The 15,197-nt window shown below is 72.2% G+C and carries 14 protein-coding genes; 8 read left to right on the top strand and 6 right to left on the bottom strand.

From position 1 onward, the window contains the following. Positions 1-58 precede the first annotated feature (58 nt). Complete coding sequence (locus tag ACFWY5_RS45120; protein ID WP_379613794.1) at positions 59-1,114, top strand: LacI family DNA-binding transcriptional regulator; 1,056 nt, start codon at positions 59-61, stop codon at positions 1,112-1,114. On the opposite strand, the gene ACFWY5_RS45115 is transcribed toward ACFWY5_RS45120, so the two are convergent. Then, the gene (locus ACFWY5_RS45115) at positions 1,086-1,490 is read right to left on the bottom strand and encodes a hypothetical protein (RefSeq protein WP_379613796.1); all 405 of its coding nucleotides are present in this window, start codon (positions 1,488-1,490) and stop codon (positions 1,086-1,088) included. The two genes, ACFWY5_RS45120 and ACFWY5_RS45115, sit on opposite strands and share 29 nt — an antisense overlap. A gap of 538 nt (positions 1,491-2,028) precedes the next feature. On the opposite strand from ACFWY5_RS45115, the gene ACFWY5_RS45110 reads away from it, so the two are divergent. The 3 genes from ACFWY5_RS45110 to ACFWY5_RS45100 are packed head-to-tail and all read left to right on the top strand — an operon-like array spanning position 2,029 to position 4,239. Then, positions 2,029-2,721, top strand: a complete 693-nt coding sequence (locus ACFWY5_RS45110) for a pyrimidine reductase family protein (RefSeq protein WP_379638538.1) — start codon at positions 2,029-2,031, stop codon at positions 2,719-2,721. Positions 2,722-2,725: 4 nt separating this feature from the next. Next, positions 2,726-3,862, top strand: a complete 1,137-nt coding sequence (locus tag ACFWY5_RS45105) for an ATP-dependent DNA ligase (RefSeq protein WP_379613800.1) — start codon at positions 2,726-2,728, stop codon at positions 3,860-3,862. 26 nt (positions 3,863-3,888) lie between these two features. After that, a complete protein-coding gene (locus ACFWY5_RS45100; RefSeq protein ID WP_379613802.1) occupies positions 3,889-4,239 on the top strand; it encodes a hypothetical protein in 351 nt (116 codons plus the stop codon). Between the two features lie 7 nt (positions 4,240-4,246). Here the strand turns inward: ACFWY5_RS45100 and ACFWY5_RS45095 are convergent, their stop codons facing one another. Further along, positions 4,247-4,954 (bottom strand): polyphenol oxidase family protein, encoded by a 708-nt coding sequence (locus tag ACFWY5_RS45095; RefSeq protein ID WP_379638537.1) that lies wholly within the window; start codon positions 4,952-4,954, stop codon positions 4,247-4,249. 49 nt (positions 4,955-5,003) lie between these two features. Here ACFWY5_RS45095 and ACFWY5_RS45090 point away from each other — a divergent pair, with 49 nt between their 5' ends. The 3 genes from ACFWY5_RS45090 (at position 5,004) to ACFWY5_RS45080 (ending at position 7,634) form a co-directional block, all read left to right on the top strand. Next, positions 5,004-6,437 carry an aldehyde dehydrogenase family protein gene (locus ACFWY5_RS45090; protein WP_379638535.1) on the top strand — a complete coding sequence of 478 codons (1,434 nt, stop codon included), beginning with the start codon at positions 5,004-5,006 and terminating at the stop codon, positions 6,435-6,437. 66 nt (positions 6,438-6,503) lie between these two features. Further along, positions 6,504-6,971 carry a hypothetical protein gene (locus ACFWY5_RS45085; protein WP_379638534.1) on the top strand — a complete coding sequence of 156 codons (468 nt, stop codon included), beginning with the start codon at positions 6,504-6,506 and terminating at the stop codon, positions 6,969-6,971. Next, entirely contained in the window at positions 6,972-7,634 is a 663-nt protein-coding gene (locus ACFWY5_RS45080; RefSeq protein WP_379638533.1) for a class F sortase, read from the top strand. Here ACFWY5_RS45080 and ACFWY5_RS45075 read toward each other — a convergent pair. Together ACFWY5_RS45075 and ACFWY5_RS45070 are read right to left on the bottom strand one after the other, a co-directional pair. Beyond that, positions 7,612-9,462, bottom strand: a complete 1,851-nt coding sequence (locus ACFWY5_RS45075) for a polysaccharide lyase family 8 super-sandwich domain-containing protein (RefSeq protein ID WP_379638532.1) — start codon at positions 9,460-9,462, stop codon at positions 7,612-7,614. The two genes, ACFWY5_RS45080 and ACFWY5_RS45075, sit on opposite strands and share 23 nt — an antisense overlap. Before the next feature lie 10 nt (positions 9,463-9,472). Next, positions 9,473-11,509, bottom strand: coding sequence for an acyl-CoA dehydrogenase (locus tag ACFWY5_RS45070; RefSeq protein ID WP_379638531.1), 2,037 nt, complete (start codon positions 11,507-11,509; stop codon positions 9,473-9,475). Between the two features lie 130 nt (positions 11,510-11,639). Here ACFWY5_RS45070 and ACFWY5_RS45065 point away from each other — a divergent pair, with 130 nt between their 5' ends. Next, positions 11,640-14,123 (top strand): alpha-L-fucosidase, encoded by a 2,484-nt coding sequence (locus tag ACFWY5_RS45065; RefSeq protein ID WP_379638530.1) that lies wholly within the window; start codon positions 11,640-11,642, stop codon positions 14,121-14,123. A 42-nt stretch (positions 14,124-14,165) separates the two neighbouring features. Here ACFWY5_RS45065 and ACFWY5_RS45060 read toward each other — a convergent pair whose 3' ends face one another. Further along, the gene (locus ACFWY5_RS45060; RefSeq protein ID WP_379638529.1) at positions 14,166-14,462 is read right to left on the bottom strand and encodes a hypothetical protein; all 297 of its coding nucleotides are present in this window, start codon (positions 14,460-14,462) and stop codon (positions 14,166-14,168) included. A 115-nt stretch (positions 14,463-14,577) separates the two neighbouring features. Continuing rightward, on the bottom strand, positions 14,578-15,189 hold the full coding sequence (locus ACFWY5_RS45055) for a glyoxalase (protein ID WP_379613820.1): 612 nt from the start codon (positions 15,187-15,189) through the stop codon (positions 14,578-14,580). Positions 15,190-15,197 lie beyond the last annotated feature (8 nt).

The following is a 15,197-nucleotide window of genomic DNA, read 5'->3' as shown; positions in this document are numbered from 1 at the left end:
CGCTTCACCCTAGACCATGGGCAGCAGGACCCTCCAGCGGGGCGCTACAATGACCGCCATGAGCGGTGCAACGATCCACCAGGTAGCGAAGGCCGCGGGCGTCTCCCCCAGCACCGTGTCCAACTTCCTCAACGGCCGCCCCGGCCGCATGCTGCCGGAGACCAGGGCCAGGGTCGAGGAGGCCATCAGGCACCTCGGCTACCGGCCCAACCGCGCCGCGCGGCAGTTGCGTACCGGGCGCGTCCAGGTGGTCGGGCTGGTCGTGCCGTCGGTGGCGAACCCGTTCTGGGGCGCGTTCGCGCTCCACCTGGAAGGGGCCGCTCTGGCCGCCGGGTACCACGTGCTGCTCTGCAACAGCGCCCGTGACCCCGAGCGCGAGCGCGCCTACATCGACGAGCTGTGGGCCGACGGCATCCGCGGCGTCGTGCTCTGCTCCTCGCTGCCCTCGCTCGACCACGTGCTGCCCCTCGTCGAGCAGGGGCTCAACCTGGTGGCCTTCGACCGCACCGCCCAGGCGGGCGACCCGTCCCGCATGGTCAACATCAGCGTCGACAACGTCATCGGCGCCCAGCTCGCCACCCGCCACCTGCTGGAGCTCGGTCACCGCAGGATCGCGTTCGTCTCCGGCGCGCTGCGCAGCGTCAACCGGCGCGAGCGCTTCCGCGGCTTCCGCGACGCCCTGGAGAGCGCCGGGCTCTCCCCCGACGACGCCATCGTGTGGTCGGGGGCCGCCGACGAGCCCTACGGCGACCTCGACGTGGCCGGGCTCGGCCGGCGCGCCGCCGCCGACCTGATGCGCGAGGACGACCCGCCCACCGCGATCGTCGCCATCAACGACATGTGCGCGCTGGGTGTCAGCGCGGGCGTGCGCGACGCCGGGCTGCGCGTCGGCCAGGACGTCTCGGTCGTCGGCTTCGACGACATCGTCCTCGCCGACCTGGCCGCGCCGCCGCTCACCACCGTCCGCCAGCCCATGGCCGACATGGCCGCCGCCGCGTTCACCCACCTGCGCGAGTGCGTCGAGTCCGACGAGCCGGCCACCGGCCGCTCGCTGCTGATGCGGCCCGAGCTCGTGGTCAGGGGCTCTACTGGCCCCGTGCCACCGCCGCGGTGAGCAGCACCAGCACGAACGTCGTCACCCCCGCCACCCCGTGCAGCAGCACCGCCAGCACGGGCAGCCGCCGCTCCGCGCCCTTGGCGTGCCGGCCGCCGCCGAGCCAGCGCGTGAACAGCGTGAACCCCAGCAGCGCCGCGCCCGCGAGCACTCCGAACGCCGCCCAGGCCAGCACCCGGTTCCCGGTGAGCAGGAACGCGACCCAGCAGGCCAGCGCGCAGATCGCGAGAGCCGGATGGGAGAAGATCAGCGCCACCGGGAAGCGGGTGACCTTCGTCGCCTGTTGTCGCAGGCCGCCGCCCGACAGCCAGAGGTAGAGCAGGTAGATGCCGACGATCGCAGTGAACAGCCATGTCACGACAGTGACCAGACCCACCGGGCCTCCTTGTAGTCCCCACGCCCTATCGCCACGTTAAGCACAAGACATCACGTACGTCTTTCAGATCCACGAAAGCGCTATATCCTCCACCAACCACCCACCCGACCCGTCCTGCGCCATTCCACCCCGCTCTTTCCCGCCCGCCCGGCACACCCCCTTCCCTTGCCCACGCATCCCGGCCCACCACCTCCTGGCACACCGACTCTTCCCAGCGCACCGGACACACCCGGCTAACCCCCTCCCCCACGGCACCCAGACCCGCCGTCTCCCGCACGCCCGTCTCCTCACCGCTCTCGCGCGCACCCCCACCCAGGTCCGCCTCCCCACACGGCCTCCGCCGGGCACGTGTTGTTCGGGGCGACCACCCCTCCCGAGCGCTTCTCGGCCCACGGTGCCCGGCTCCCGGAAGCCCCGCTTCTGGGTGCCGGTCCTTTCCCGCCCTGGGTGCTCCGGGTGGCCGGGCGTTTCGCCGCTCCTGCCCGCAGGGCAGCGGTGGCGGGGGCTGGTTGTCGGGGGTGTGTGCCAAGGTAGAGGGGTGCGTCGCATTCACCCGGACACCCATGACAACCCCGACCTGGTCCAGGCCTACGCCTACCCGGAGGGCCGGCCGTGGCTGCGGGTCAACATGGTGGCAAGCGCCGACGGCGCCGCCTGGCTCAAGGGCCTGTCCGGGGGGCTGTCGAGCAAGGGCGACCGCCGGGTGTTCGGGGTCCTGCGCGGGCTGGCCGACGTGATCCTGGCGGGCGCCGCGACCGTCCGCACCGAGGGGTACGGCCCCGCCAAACGCAGACCCGGCAGGGAGGTCCCCCCGCCGATCGCCGTGATCACCCGCCGGCTCGACCTCGATCTGGGCAGCCCGTTGTTCACCGAGGCCGAGTCGCCCACGATCGTCATCACCTGCGAGGCGGCCCCCGCCGACCGGCGGGCCGCGGCGGGCAGGCAGGCCGAGGTGATCCTGGCGGGCGCGGACCGGGTCGACATGCCGCTGGCCGTACAGGCGCTGCGTGAGCGTGGCCTGGAGCGGATCCTGTGCGAGGGCGGGCCGCGGGTCAACGCGCAGCTCGCGGCGGCCGACCTGATCGACGAGTTGTGCCTGTCGGTGAGCCCGCTGCTGGTCGGTGGCACGGCGGCGCGCATACTCAACGGCGAGAGCGCGAACTGCGGTCTGACGCTGGCCCAGGTGCTCGAGGAAGACGGCGTGCTGTTCAACCGCTATGTGAGGGAGTGAGCCGATGGAGGAGCCCACCGAGATCCAGCTCGACCTGCCGGTGCTGCCGCCGGTGCCGCCGATGCTGGCCAAGGCGGTCAAGGCGATGCCGAAGCAGGACGGCGGCCTTTTCTACGAGCCGAAGTGGGACGGCTTCCGCTGCATCATCTTCCGCGACGGCGACGAGGTGTTCCTGGGCAGCCGCAACGAGCGGCCGTTCACCCGGTACTTCCCCGAGCTGGTCGAGGCGGTGAAACGCGAGCTTCCCGACAAGTGCGTGGTCGACGGCGAGATCGTGCTGATCCATGACACGCACCTCAACTTCGAGCAGCTCCAGCAGCGCATCCATCCGGCGGCCTCGCGGGTGAAGATGTTGTCGGAGACGACTCCGGCCTCGTTCATCGCCTTCGATCTGCTGGCGCTGGGCGAGGAGTCGCTGATGGAGACGCCGTTCGCCGACCGCCGCGCCCGCCTTGAGGGGATATTTCCTGACAAGGGGCAGACGGGCGCCATCCGCCTCACCCCGGTCACCAGGAACGACGAGCAGGCCGGCGAGTGGTTCGAGATGTTCGAGGGTGCCGGGCTCGACGGCATCATCGTCAAACCCGGCGACCAGCCGTACATCCCCGACAAGCGCACCATGTTCAAGGTCAAGCACGAACGCACCGCCGACGTCGTCGTGGCCGGATACCGCGAGCACAAGACGGGCCCGATCGTCGGCTCGATCCTGCTCGGCCTCTACGGCCCCGACGGCAAGCTGCACCACGTGGGCGTGGCCGCCTCGTTCCCCATGGCGCGCCGGGCGGAGCTGGTGGAGGAGCTCAAGCCGTACCTCGCCCAGCTCGGCGAGCATCCGTGGGGCGCGTGGGCCGACCAGGCGATCCTTCAGGCGCAGGAGGGCGGCCCCGCCGCCACGCCCGCGCGCGGCGGCCAGCGCATGCCCGGCGCGGTCTCGCGGTGGAACGCCAAGAAAGACCTGTCGTTCATCCCGCTGCGGCCGGAGCTGGTGATGGAGGTGGCCTACGACGCGATGGAGGGTGACCGGTTCCGCCACACGGCCCAGTTCCGGCGCTGGCGGACCGACCGGACACCCGAATCCTGCAATTACGAGCAGCTTGAAAGACCTGTTGCCTATAACCTCGACGACATCCTTGCCCGCTGACCCCCAAAGCCGTTATATCTCGACATATGAGCACCGGCGATGACGTACGCGCGGCAGTCTCGGCCCGCCGCGACCTCGGACCCGAGTACGAGGACGCGGTGGTCGAGTCCTTCATCGACAAGATGAGCGCCGAGATCGATCGCAGGGTCGACGAGCGCGTCGCCAGGCTGCCCAGCGCCAAGCAGGTGGCGCGCCAGAGCAGCGTGTCCGACGCCATGCGGCTGGCGCTGGCGATCGTCTCGCTGGTCCTGGGCACCGCCGCCACCATCGTCCTGCTGGCCCTCGACTCCAGCACCAACGGCCTGGTGCCGATCTGGGGCGGCCTCGCGCTGGTCAACTGGGCCTTCGCCCGGGGACAGGGCGGCCGCAAGAGCTGACCCGGGCTCACTCCAGCCAGACGAGCCCGGCGAACCGCCCGGCGACCTGCTCGCGCCGGTGGGAGTAGAGGTCGCCGGTCTCGATCGTGCAGCGCGCGTCGTGGCGCACCTCGCCCACGCCCGCCGCCAGCAGTTGCGCCTTGATGCCCGCGGGCAGGTCGAGCGCGGGCGTACCCCAGGAGGTCGTGGAGTGAGTCTCGGGTACGCGGCCCGCCACCCGCGCGCGCAGGTCCTCGGGCACCTCGTAGCAGCGCCCGCACGCCCCCGGCCCGATCAGCGCCACCATCCGCGCGGCCAGCGCCCCCTTGTCCACCATGGCCCGCACCAGCGCGCCGGCGATCCCGGCCTCGGTGCCGGGCCGGCCGGAGTGGGCCGCCCCGACCATCCGCGCCACCGGATCGGCCACCAGCACGGCCGGGCAGTCTGCCCCGAGCGCGGCCAGCGCCAGGCCGGGCTCGCCGGTGAACACGGCGTCCACCGGCGGCGGATCGTCCCCGAAGGGCTCGCCGACGTGGACGACGTCCGCGCCGTGCACCTGCTTCATGAAGACGATCCCGCGCACGCCCAGCTCGGCCGCGAGGCCCGCCCGGTTGGCCAGCACGGCCTCGGGGTCGTCGCCGACCAGCCCACCGAGGTTGCGCGAGGTGTACGGCGGGGCACTCACACCGCCATGGCGGTCGGTGACGGCGGCACGGACGCCGGGAGCCAGCTGCATGGCGGCCATCCTATGGCCACTGATCCCAACCAAGCATATGCTTGGTCTCGTGATTGACTACCGCAACCTCATCGGCGGAAAGCTCGTCCCCGCGGCCGACGGCAGGACCCTCGACTCGGTCAATCCGGCCACCGGAGAGGTATGGGCCCGCATCCCCGCTGGCGGGAAGGCCGACGCGGAAGCCGCCGTCGCCGCCGCCAGGAAGGCGCTGCCCAGATGGTCCGCCCTGCCCGCTCTGGGCCGCGCGCACTTCCTGCGGCAGGTGGCCGAGATCTTCACCCGGCACACCGAGGAACTGGCCACCCTGGAGACCACGGACAACGGCCGCATCCTGCGCGACACCCTGAAGCGAGACCTGCCCGGCATGGCCTACCTGTGGCAGATCGCCGCCGGCCAGTGCCTGGAGGCGGTCAAGGGCGACACCGTCATCCTCGGCCCCGACGCGCTGGGCATGACGCGGCGCGAGCCGTACGGCGTGGCGGTCTGCATCATCCCCTGGAACAGCCCGATCTCGACGTTCTCCGCCAAGGCCGCCTTCGCCCTCGCCGCCGGCAACACGGTGATCGTGAAACCGGCCGAGCAGGCGAGCGTCTCGGTGCTGCGGCTGGGTGAGTTGCTGGCCGACGTCTTCCCGCCCGGCGTGCTCAACATCGTCGCCGGCATGGGCGAGGACGCCGGCGACGCGCTGGTCCGCCACCCCGGCGTCAACAAGATCAGCCTGACCGGCTCCACGGAGACCGGCCTGGCGATCACCAGGGCGGCCGGCATCAAGCCGATGACGTTCGAGCTCGGGGGCAAGTCCCCGAACATCGTCTTCCCCGACGCCGACCTCGACAGGGCGGCCGAGGGCGTGACGGTCAACTCGATCTACACGGGCAACGCCGGGCAGGTCTGCGTCGCCGGCTCGCGTATCCTCATCCACCGCTCGATCTGGGACGAGATGCTCGCCCGCATCACCGCGGCCGCCAGGGGCGTCATCCTCCGCGACCCGCTCGACCTGGCCACCACGATGGGCCCGATCGTCTCGGCCGGCCAGTACGAGCGGGTGGCCTCCTACCTGGAGATCGCCGAGAAGGAGGGCGCGGAGCTGGTCTTCGGCGGCCTGACCGGCGCCGACGTGGTCCCCGCGCTGCCCGGCGGCTACTGGGTCTCCCCCACGCTCTACACCGCCGGGGACAACGCGCTGCGCGTCTGCCAGGAGGAGATCTTCGGGCCGGTGGCGGTGGCCATGCCGTTCGACACCGATGACGAGGCGCTCGCCATCGCCAACGACTCCGCGTACGGCCTGGCCGCCGGCGTCTGGACCCGCGACCTGGCCCGCGCCCACCGGTTCGTCCGCGACCTGCAGAGCGGCACCGTCTGGGTGAACACCTTCCGCCAGATGCCGCCCGGCCTGCCGTTCGGCGGGGTGAAGGACTCGGGCTACGGCCACGACGCCGTCCTGGAGTACACCAGGGAGAAGGCGGCCATCATCCAGACCTAGGAGTGACGCGTTTCACTTCGGTCACACTACTTGACTCCAGGTCCAATAGTTCGCGAGGCTCGGCCCATGGCATTAGCGCGACGACTCGCAGCCGCCGGAGCCCTGGTGGCGTTCGTGATCGGCGGGGTGAGCCTCGCCGCCGGCATCGGCACGGCCACGGCGGAGACCGCATCGGACACCGCCACGGTGGTCTCCACCTGCCTGCCGCTCCCGCTGATCCCCTGCGACGAGCCTTCGGGCGAGGGCGAGCCGGAGGACCCGTGGTCGTCCGCCCCGAACCCGGCCGACAGCTGGTCGGACGGCCCGAAGCCGCAGGACTCCTGGTCCGAGCCCCCGCGGGAGGACGAGCCGAAGCACCCGTGGAAGCCCGTCGACGAGGACGAGCGCAGGGTCCCCGACGGCCACCCCGAGACGGGCGCCGGCGGGCTGGCGCGCGAGGCCGCCGTCTGGCCGTTCGCCGTCGGCGGCGCCGCGCTCCTGACGGGCGCGGGTCTCACCGGTTTCGCGGTACGGCGGCGCAAGGGCGGCGCGTAGTTGGCCCAGAGGCTCATCCTGGCCGGGGCGGGCGCCGTCTCCCTGGCCGGGATCGCGCTGATCGCCCTCGGCCTGAACGGCCTGTTCACCCCGCCCCCGCCCCCGGCCGCCGCCACCCCCGCTCCGCCCCGCGACCTCGAGATCCCCAAGGGCGGCCGGATCGCCGCCCCGATGGAGCCCGCCCGCCCCACCGCCGTCTACATCCCCTCCATAGGCGTGTCCGCCCCGCTGATGGAGCTGGGCCTGGACACCAAGGGCGCCATCGAGAACCCGCCGCTCAACCCCCCGAACCTGGCCGGCTGGTACCGCTACGGCCCGGTCCCCGGCCAGCGCGGCGCCGCCGTCATCACCGGCCACCTCGACACCAGGACGGGACCGGCCGTCTTCGCGTACCTGCGCAACGTGAAGAAGGGCGACCAGGTGCAGGTGCTGCGCGCCGACCGGTCGGTGGCGGTGTTCCTGGTGGACAAGGTCGAGCACACCCCCAAGACCCGCTTCCCCACCCGCAAGGTGTACGGCAAGCTGGCCTACCCCGGGCTGCGCCTGGTCACCTGCGGCGGCGCCTTCGACGCCAGGGCGGGCAGCTACGAGGAGAACACGATCGTCTACGCCCACCTGGCCGCCCCGTACTACCCCCGCTCTAGCGGGCGGCGGGAAGGGTGAGGGTCGGGCCGGGCGGCAGCGACAGGGCGAGCTCGCGGGTGGTGCCGTGGTGGTCGAGGGTGAGGTTGGCCTGGCCGCCGGTGCCGAAGGGGCAGGCGGCGGACAGGGCTGACGGGCCGCGTACCTGCACCAGGATCGGGCGGTCCGTGGTGATGGAGCCGCCGGGCAGCGCGAGGGTGCCGGGGCGGTGGAAGACGATCTGGGTGAGGTCGAGGGTGCTGTGCCGTACCGCCTGGATGTCGGGGGTGTTGGCGAGGACGGTCAGCGGGCGCGGGGCGGTCAGCGTGTCGGCGGGCGGGCCGGGGACGGCGATGTAGGCGTAGGTGGCGTCGGAGGGGGCGCGGCCGTGGTCGAGCCAGATCTCCAGGACGTCCGCCGACAGCTCGCGCGCCGACTGCGAGCGGTTGACCGCGGCCCAGCTGCCCGAACGCGCGCCGGAGCGGACCGTCAGCGGGGCCGGGTGCGGGAAGAAGTAGGTGACGCCGTTGTGGTGGAGGGTGCCGTCGGCCAGGCGTACCTCGCCGGTCAGCGTGGTCTGGTCGATGGTGGTGTGGACGGGGACGTCCGGGTCGGCGCAGGTGATGCCGGCGCCGAGCGCCACGTACTCGTCCAGGAAGAAGAACCACGACTTGCGGGCGCGTACGCCGTCGCGGTCGAGGTGCATGGCGGCCATCGCGTAGGGGCCGTCGGTGAGGCCGCCGGCGAAGTCGGAGCCGCCGGTGTCCTGGCCGAAGTCGGCGGCGGGCAGCGGCCCGCCCCGGTAGGCGACGGTGGTGCCCGGCAGGTGGCGCCAGTCCTGCACGGGCCAGAGCGCGTGGTACTCCTCGCCGGTGCGCCACAGGTGCGTGACGCCGTCGCACAGGTGCCGCCCGCTCAGGCCCTCGCCGTTGCCCGCCTCGGACAGGACCGTGCGGGTCGAGGAGGTCTTGACCGCCGCCGACCAGCCAGGACGGTAGACGGCCAGGTAGTCGGAGCGCCAGAAGTAGCGGGCGCCGGTGCCGGGGCCCTGCCCGAAGTGGAGCAGTTCCTCCGCGCGGGGCCCGCCGCCCGCGGCCAGGGACCGGGCGGCCACCTCCAGGGCGGGGCCGCGGGCGGCGTTGCCCTCGCGGGTGCTCTCCCTGCCCATGCAGGCGATGTCGTAGCGGCCGGCGTGGATCATCCAGCGCTGCCCGTCGAGGAGGTAGGCCGCCAGGACCTCCATCGCCTCCTCCGGCAACGCCATCGGGGTGCCCGCTGCCAGCGTGGCCAGGGCCGCCATGTCCACGGCGAAGCTGTGGCCGTAGCCGCCCGAGTAGAGCTGCGGGCCGTGCTGGTGGAAGCTGTGGTCGGGCTGGATCCCCTCGCCATCGCCCGGGACCAGCAGCGTCGCGGCCTGGCCGAACGCCTCGGCGAGCCCCTCGTCGTCGCCGTCGAGCAGGCAGCGGCGGATGACGACCTCGGCCGCCCAGAGCAGGTTCTGGCCGGTCATCCCGGTCACGGCGGCCCGCCCGAGTATCCGGGTGAGCCGCGGGTCGTGCGCGATCCCGAGCAGCAGCGCGGCGTCGCCGAGGACGCGCGGGGCGCCGAGCTGGTCGTACCACCAGTTGGGGCAGCGCAGGTCCATCCGCAGCCAGGCGTCCAGGGCGCGCGTGGCCGGTTCCGGCTCGGCCGGGGCCAGCGCCCTGAGCCTGACCAGGTGCTCGAACGGCCCCCAGACGGTCACGTCCAGGTCGGCGTAGTCGATGTCGGCCCACAGGCCGTCGGGGCCCGGCGCGGCGGGCGGCGGCCCGGCCTCGCGGTGCAACGCGGCCAGCAGCCGCGCCCGGATCGTGTCGGCGGCCTCACTCACGACGATCACTCTAAGGGTCGCGGGGCAGCCCGAGCGCGCGCTCGGCGATGATGTTGAGCTGCACCTCCGTGGTTCCGCCGCCGATGGTGAAGGCGCGGGTGGTGAGGATCATGCGGTTCCAGTAGCGGCTGGACGGGTCCACCGACCAGCAGAACTCCGAGATCGCCTGCGCGTGTCGCATGCCGAGCAGCTTGCGTACGCTCGCCGCGGTGCCGGCGCCGCCGCCCGACAACTGGGACAGCGTGACCCGCAGGCCGAGGGCGGAGATCGCCTGGCCCTCCGCCCACAACCGGCCGGCCTGCTCCCACTGCGACGGACGCAGGCCGTCGCGGGCGGTGACCAGCCGCATCATGTCGGTGTGCTGCGAGCCGGGCCCCCAGGAGTCGCCGAGGGCGACGCGCTCGTGCGAGAGGGTGTCGCGGGCCACCTTCCAGCCGTGGTCCACCTCGCCGACCACCAGGTCGTCGGGGACGAAGACGTCGTCGAGGAAGACCTCGTTGAAGATCTCCTCGCCGTTGATCTCCTTGAGCGGCCGGACGGTGACGCCCGGCGTGGCCATGTCGACCAGGAAGTACGTGATGCCCCGGTGCTTGTCAGGGGAGGTTCTGGCCAGGCAGATGCCCCAGTGCGCGTACTGGGCCAGCGACGTCCAGATCTTCTGCCCGCTCAACGACCAGCCGCCCTCCACCCGGGTGGCCTTGGTCGACAGTCCCGCCAGGTCGGATCCGGCGCCGGGCTCGCTGAACAGCTGGCACCACACGATCTCGCCGGTGAACGTCCCGGGCAGGAAACGTTCCTGCTGCTCGCGAGTGCCGTAGGCGACGATGGAGGGCACCGCCCAGGCCGCGATGCCCAGGTTGGGCCGCTTCAGCTCGCGGAACTCCTGGTGGATGACGACCTGCTCCAGCGGGGTGGCGGCCCGGCCCCACGGCTTGGGCAGATGGGGCATGATCCAGCCCTCCCGCGCGAAACGGCCGAGCCGGGCGAGGGGCTCCTCTCCGGCCAGCTCCCGCGCCCGCGCCCGGATCTGCGCCCGCAGCGCCGCCGCCTCCTCGGGCAGGTCGGGCTCCATGGCGCGCCGCGTGCCCGCGGCGGCCAGGCGGGCCACGCGCTCGCTCCACTCGCCCGGGTCGCCGGCCAGCATGCGGCCGGACAGGGCGCGGCGGTAGTAGCGGTGCGCGTCGTGCTCGAAGGTGTAGCCGATGCCGCCCAGCACCTGGATGGCGTCCGCGGTGCAGCGCACGGCCGCGTCGGGCGCGAGCACCGCCGCCACCGCCACCGCGAGCCCCGCCTCATCCGCGTCTATACCGCTTGCCGCTTTACGGCCCGCCGCTGTACGGCCTGCCGTGTCGAGGGCGCGGGCGGCGTCCCAGACGGCGGCGCGGGCCTGCTCCAGGGCGACCAGCGCGGCGGCGACCCGGTGCTTGACGCCCTGGAACTGCCCGATCGGCCGGCCGAACTGCTCGCGGACCTTGGCGTAGGAGGCGGCGGTGTCCACGGCCCAGGCTGCCAGGCCGCACGCCTCGGCCCCGATCAGCACCGCCGCCAGCTCCCTGACCGGCACCGGCCCCAGCTCCCGCCCCTCGGGCACCTCGGTCACGGTCACCGCGCAGAGCGGGCGGTCCAGGTCCACGCCCTCCAGGGGCTCGGCGGTGACCGACGATCGGTCGAGCAGTGCCCAGCCGCCGTCCACGGGCACGAGGAAGAGATCGGCGCCGGCGGGGCCGAGGGCGGTAGCCGTACCGGAGAGGACGACCGTGGCGGTGAGGGTGCCGTCGGCGAGGCCGTCGAGCAGGGGGTTGCCGTCGCCGAGGACGGCGGCGGCCAGGACGGTGGGCAGGAACGTGCCGCCGGCGCGGGCCCGGCCCAGTTCCTCCAGCACGACGCAGAGCTCCGGCAGCCCGAAGCCCTGGCCGCCGCGCGACTCCGGCACGTGGACGCCGAACAGGCCCTGCCGCGCCAGCGCCGCCCGGTCGATCCCGCGTCCGGCCAGCCCGCGTACGGACTCGGCCAGCGCCCGATGTTCCTCGGTCAGTCCGATGCTCATGGGCCGACTCTAGAACCTTGTTCGGTCACGTTCAAGGTTGGATGAATCTGCTGGCAACTCTGGCCAACCACGCAGAAACACGCATACGATCTCGGCGGTCATCCGACCTCTGAGGAAGCAAGGGGCAAGCATGGTGCTGGACGTCGGGTTCGGCGGATCGTTCACGACCAGGACCGGCTACACCCCGGCCACCGGCGAGGTCGCCGCCGGGCGGCTGACCAGGCGCACCGGCGGCGAGGAACACGAGATCGGCGCCGGAGTACGCCTGAAGGGCGGCGCGGAAGGCCTGACCTACCACCCGGCGCGACCGCTCGGCGCGGCCACCGTGGACCACCCGATCGCCGTGGAAGCCGCATACACCCCGGACACGGCCCAGAACGCGTCGGCCACGATCCTGTCCATCGGCGGCGGCATCTGGTTCCGTCACCGCACGGCCACCGAGATGGAGTACGGCTTCGCCGACGTCAAGGCCACGGTGGAAGCCCCAGAGCCGGGCAGGGAACACACCGTGGCCCTCGCCTACGAGCCGGCCCCGACCGGCGCGACCCTGTGGGCGTACCTGGACGGCGCCCCGCTCCCCCCGCTCACCTCGGCCGAGGGCAGGGCCCCGAAGCTCACCGACACCATCGGCCTGGGCCACGACATGAAGGCACTGGTCAGCCGGGCCATGGTCACCCCGTTCACCGGCGCCTACACCCCCACCCTCCTGAGCACGCCGGCCTCGGCGCCGAACGACCCCAGCCCCGGGGCCCCGCTCCCGACGGACGCCCTGGAGCCAGGCTGGCGGCTGCCGGTGAGCGCGGCGGAGGACCCGGCCTCGCTGGTGGCCAAGGCCGCGATGCTCCGGCCCACCCGGCGCCAGTACGACTGGCAACGCCTGGAACAGACCGCCTTCCTCCACTTCGGCATCAACACCTTCACCGGCCAGGAGTGGGGCTACGGCGACGAGGACCCGGACCTGTTCCAGCCGACCGCCCTCGACACCGACCAGTGGGCCCGCGAGCTGAAGGCGGCCGGGTTCGGGCTGGCCATCCTCACCGTCAAGCACCACGACGGCTTCGTCCTCTACCCCTCCCGCTACACCACCCACACCGTCGCCGCGAGCAGCTGGCGCGACGGCCGGGGCGACGTCCTGCGCGCCTTCACCGGCTCCGCCCGCGAGCACGGCCTGAAGGTCGGCGTGTACATCTCCCCGGCCGACGAGAACTCCTACGCCCGCGGCGTCTACGCCAACGGCAGCCCCCGCTCCCCCCGCCGCATCCCCACCCCGGTCGAAGGCGACACCCGCCCTCCGGCCGGAACGCGTACCTACGAGGCCACCGACTACGGCGCGTACATGCTGAACCAGCTCTATGAGGTGCTCACCGAATACGGCCAGGTGGACGAGGTCTGGTTCGACGGCTCGCTGGGCCGCATCCCACCGGGCAAGACCGAGAAATACGACTTCGACAGCTGGTACGCCCTCATCCGCGACCTGGCGCCCCAGGCCACGATCGCCGTGGCCGGTCCGGACGTGCGCTGGGTCGGCAACGAGGGCGGCCTGGCCCGCGAGAACGAGTGGAGCCCCATCCCCGTACGCCTGACCGGCGAGGCCCACATCGACTACGCCGTCCTCCCCGGCAGCCCCGACACCGGCAGCCGCACCGCCCTCACCGAGGCCGCCACGGCCACCCACCTCCAGTGGTGGCCCGCCGAGGTCGACGTCAGCATCCGCCCAGGCTGGTTCTACCACCCCGACCAGCAGCCCAAGACGGTCGGCCAGCTCATGGACATCTACCTCACGTCCGTGGGCCGCAACGCCGTCCTGCTGCTCAACATCCCCCCGGACAAAGAGGGCAGGCTACCCGCCCCCGACGTGGCAAGGCTGCGCGAGTGGCGAGCCAGACTGGACCGCGAGTTCCCCTTCAACCTGGCCACCGGCGTGAATCCCGGCCACCCGGCCGTAGACGGCGACCAGGACACCTCCTGGAAGGTCACCGGCCCCCTGGAGATCACGCTGCCCACCGCACACGAGGTCGACAAGGTCGTCCTGGCGGAGGACATCCGCCACGGCCAGCAGGTCGAGTCAGCCGTGGTGGAGGTACGGCAGGCCGACGGCACCTGGCACCAGATCGCCGCCGCGGGCACGATCGGCTACAAACGCATCCTCACCCTGGCCGAGCCGGTAACCGGCCAGGGAGTTCCGCCTACGCATCACCGCCCACCGCGCCCAGCCGTACCTGACCCACTTCGCCCTCTACAGAACGGCCCCCGGCCGCTAGAGCCTCTACTTCTCGGGACAGCCTGGCGGCCCGTTACGCTCCAGGCCGATCAGAGGGGGCGGGTCGGGCTCGCCCGGGAATTGCTTGACGATGAGGCGGCTGGTCGCCACCGGCCCGTCGGGTTTCTCCTTGGCCCAGAACCTCGAGATTTCCTCACGGTCCGCGACGATCACGGGTGGGCCGGACGGCTTGACGGCACACGCGATCGCCTGCCAGGTATCCGCACCGACCAGCCCCGAGAACGCCAGCACCAGCACCGCCAGGATGGTCACCGTCGTACGCTGGCGCACCTCTACGTCCCCCCGCTCCTGATCGTCGGCCAAGCGTGCCAGCTTCCGATCACGCCCCGGTGACGCTTCTCAGCGTGAAACGTGAACGCTTCATTGCTCGCGGCGTCAGAGGCGGTGGCAGGTCATCCCCAGCACACCGCTGCTCGTCGTGAAGAAGAACACGAACTCGCAGAAGTACTTCCCCGCGTCCGGGCCGGACTTGAGGACCACCTCCGCGTCGGCGGCCCCGGTCCAGATACCCCCGCAGGTCGAGCCATGCACGCGAAGAGCGCCGAAGCCGTCTTCGCGCACACCCCCGCTCTCGCAGGTGAAGGTGGGGGGCGGGAGCGCTTGAGCCGGTACTGCCAGCGTCGAGGTTGCCAGCAGCATCGCACCCAGGATGGTGGCGAAGCGTTTGACCATGTCCGAACGGTAGGACGGGGGCGATCCGCAGCCTAGAGGCGTTCGTCACCACCGTTCGTGTATTGCTCACACAGCGGGGGCTTCCGCGTCGCGGGTGGGGCCTCTCGGATGCGGCTCAGGCTGACGGTTCCCACGCGAAGCCGTCCGGATCGGTGAAGGGCTCGGCGTCACTGCCGAGGAGCAGCCGGTGCGACCCGCTCCCCTCGGGCGGAACCCCGGCGACCTTGGCCAAGGCCTTGCGCTTGTAGAGCGACAGCGCGAGAGGACTGGACGGCGGCGAGAACTCGACGTACTTGCTCCCGTAGCTCTTCGTCACCTCGAACCCGTGCTCGACGTAGAACCGCTTGGTCGCCGCCACGTCCTGTACGCCCAGTTGCAGCACCATCTCGTCGATCTTTCGTGTCGCCGGGCCGGTGTCCTTCTTCGACGCGCTCGCGATCGTCCAGATCGTGCCGTCCGGGGCCTGCAAGACGCCGCCGTAGCCCCACAGGGACTTCGCGACCGGCTTCAGGGGCGTGGCACCGGCCTCGACGGCGGTGCCGTAGAGGCTGTCGGCGGTGGAGGGCTGGGCGACGACGAGCGACATGGCGAAGCCGCGGAAGCCTGACGTGGGCGCGTCCGAGGCTCGCAGGCGCAGCCGCTCGTCCAAACCGAAGGCGGCGGCGTAGAAGCGCTCGGCGTCCGCGGGGTCGGGCACCTCTAGGGTGACGAATTCCAGGTGGGCCATGGCGCCCA

This window comes from Nonomuraea sp. NPDC059007, assembly GCF_042740555.1.
Classification (GTDB): domain Bacteria; phylum Actinomycetota; class Actinomycetes; order Streptosporangiales; family Streptosporangiaceae; genus Nonomuraea.
This window is presented reverse-complemented; position numbering and strand designations above follow the sequence as displayed.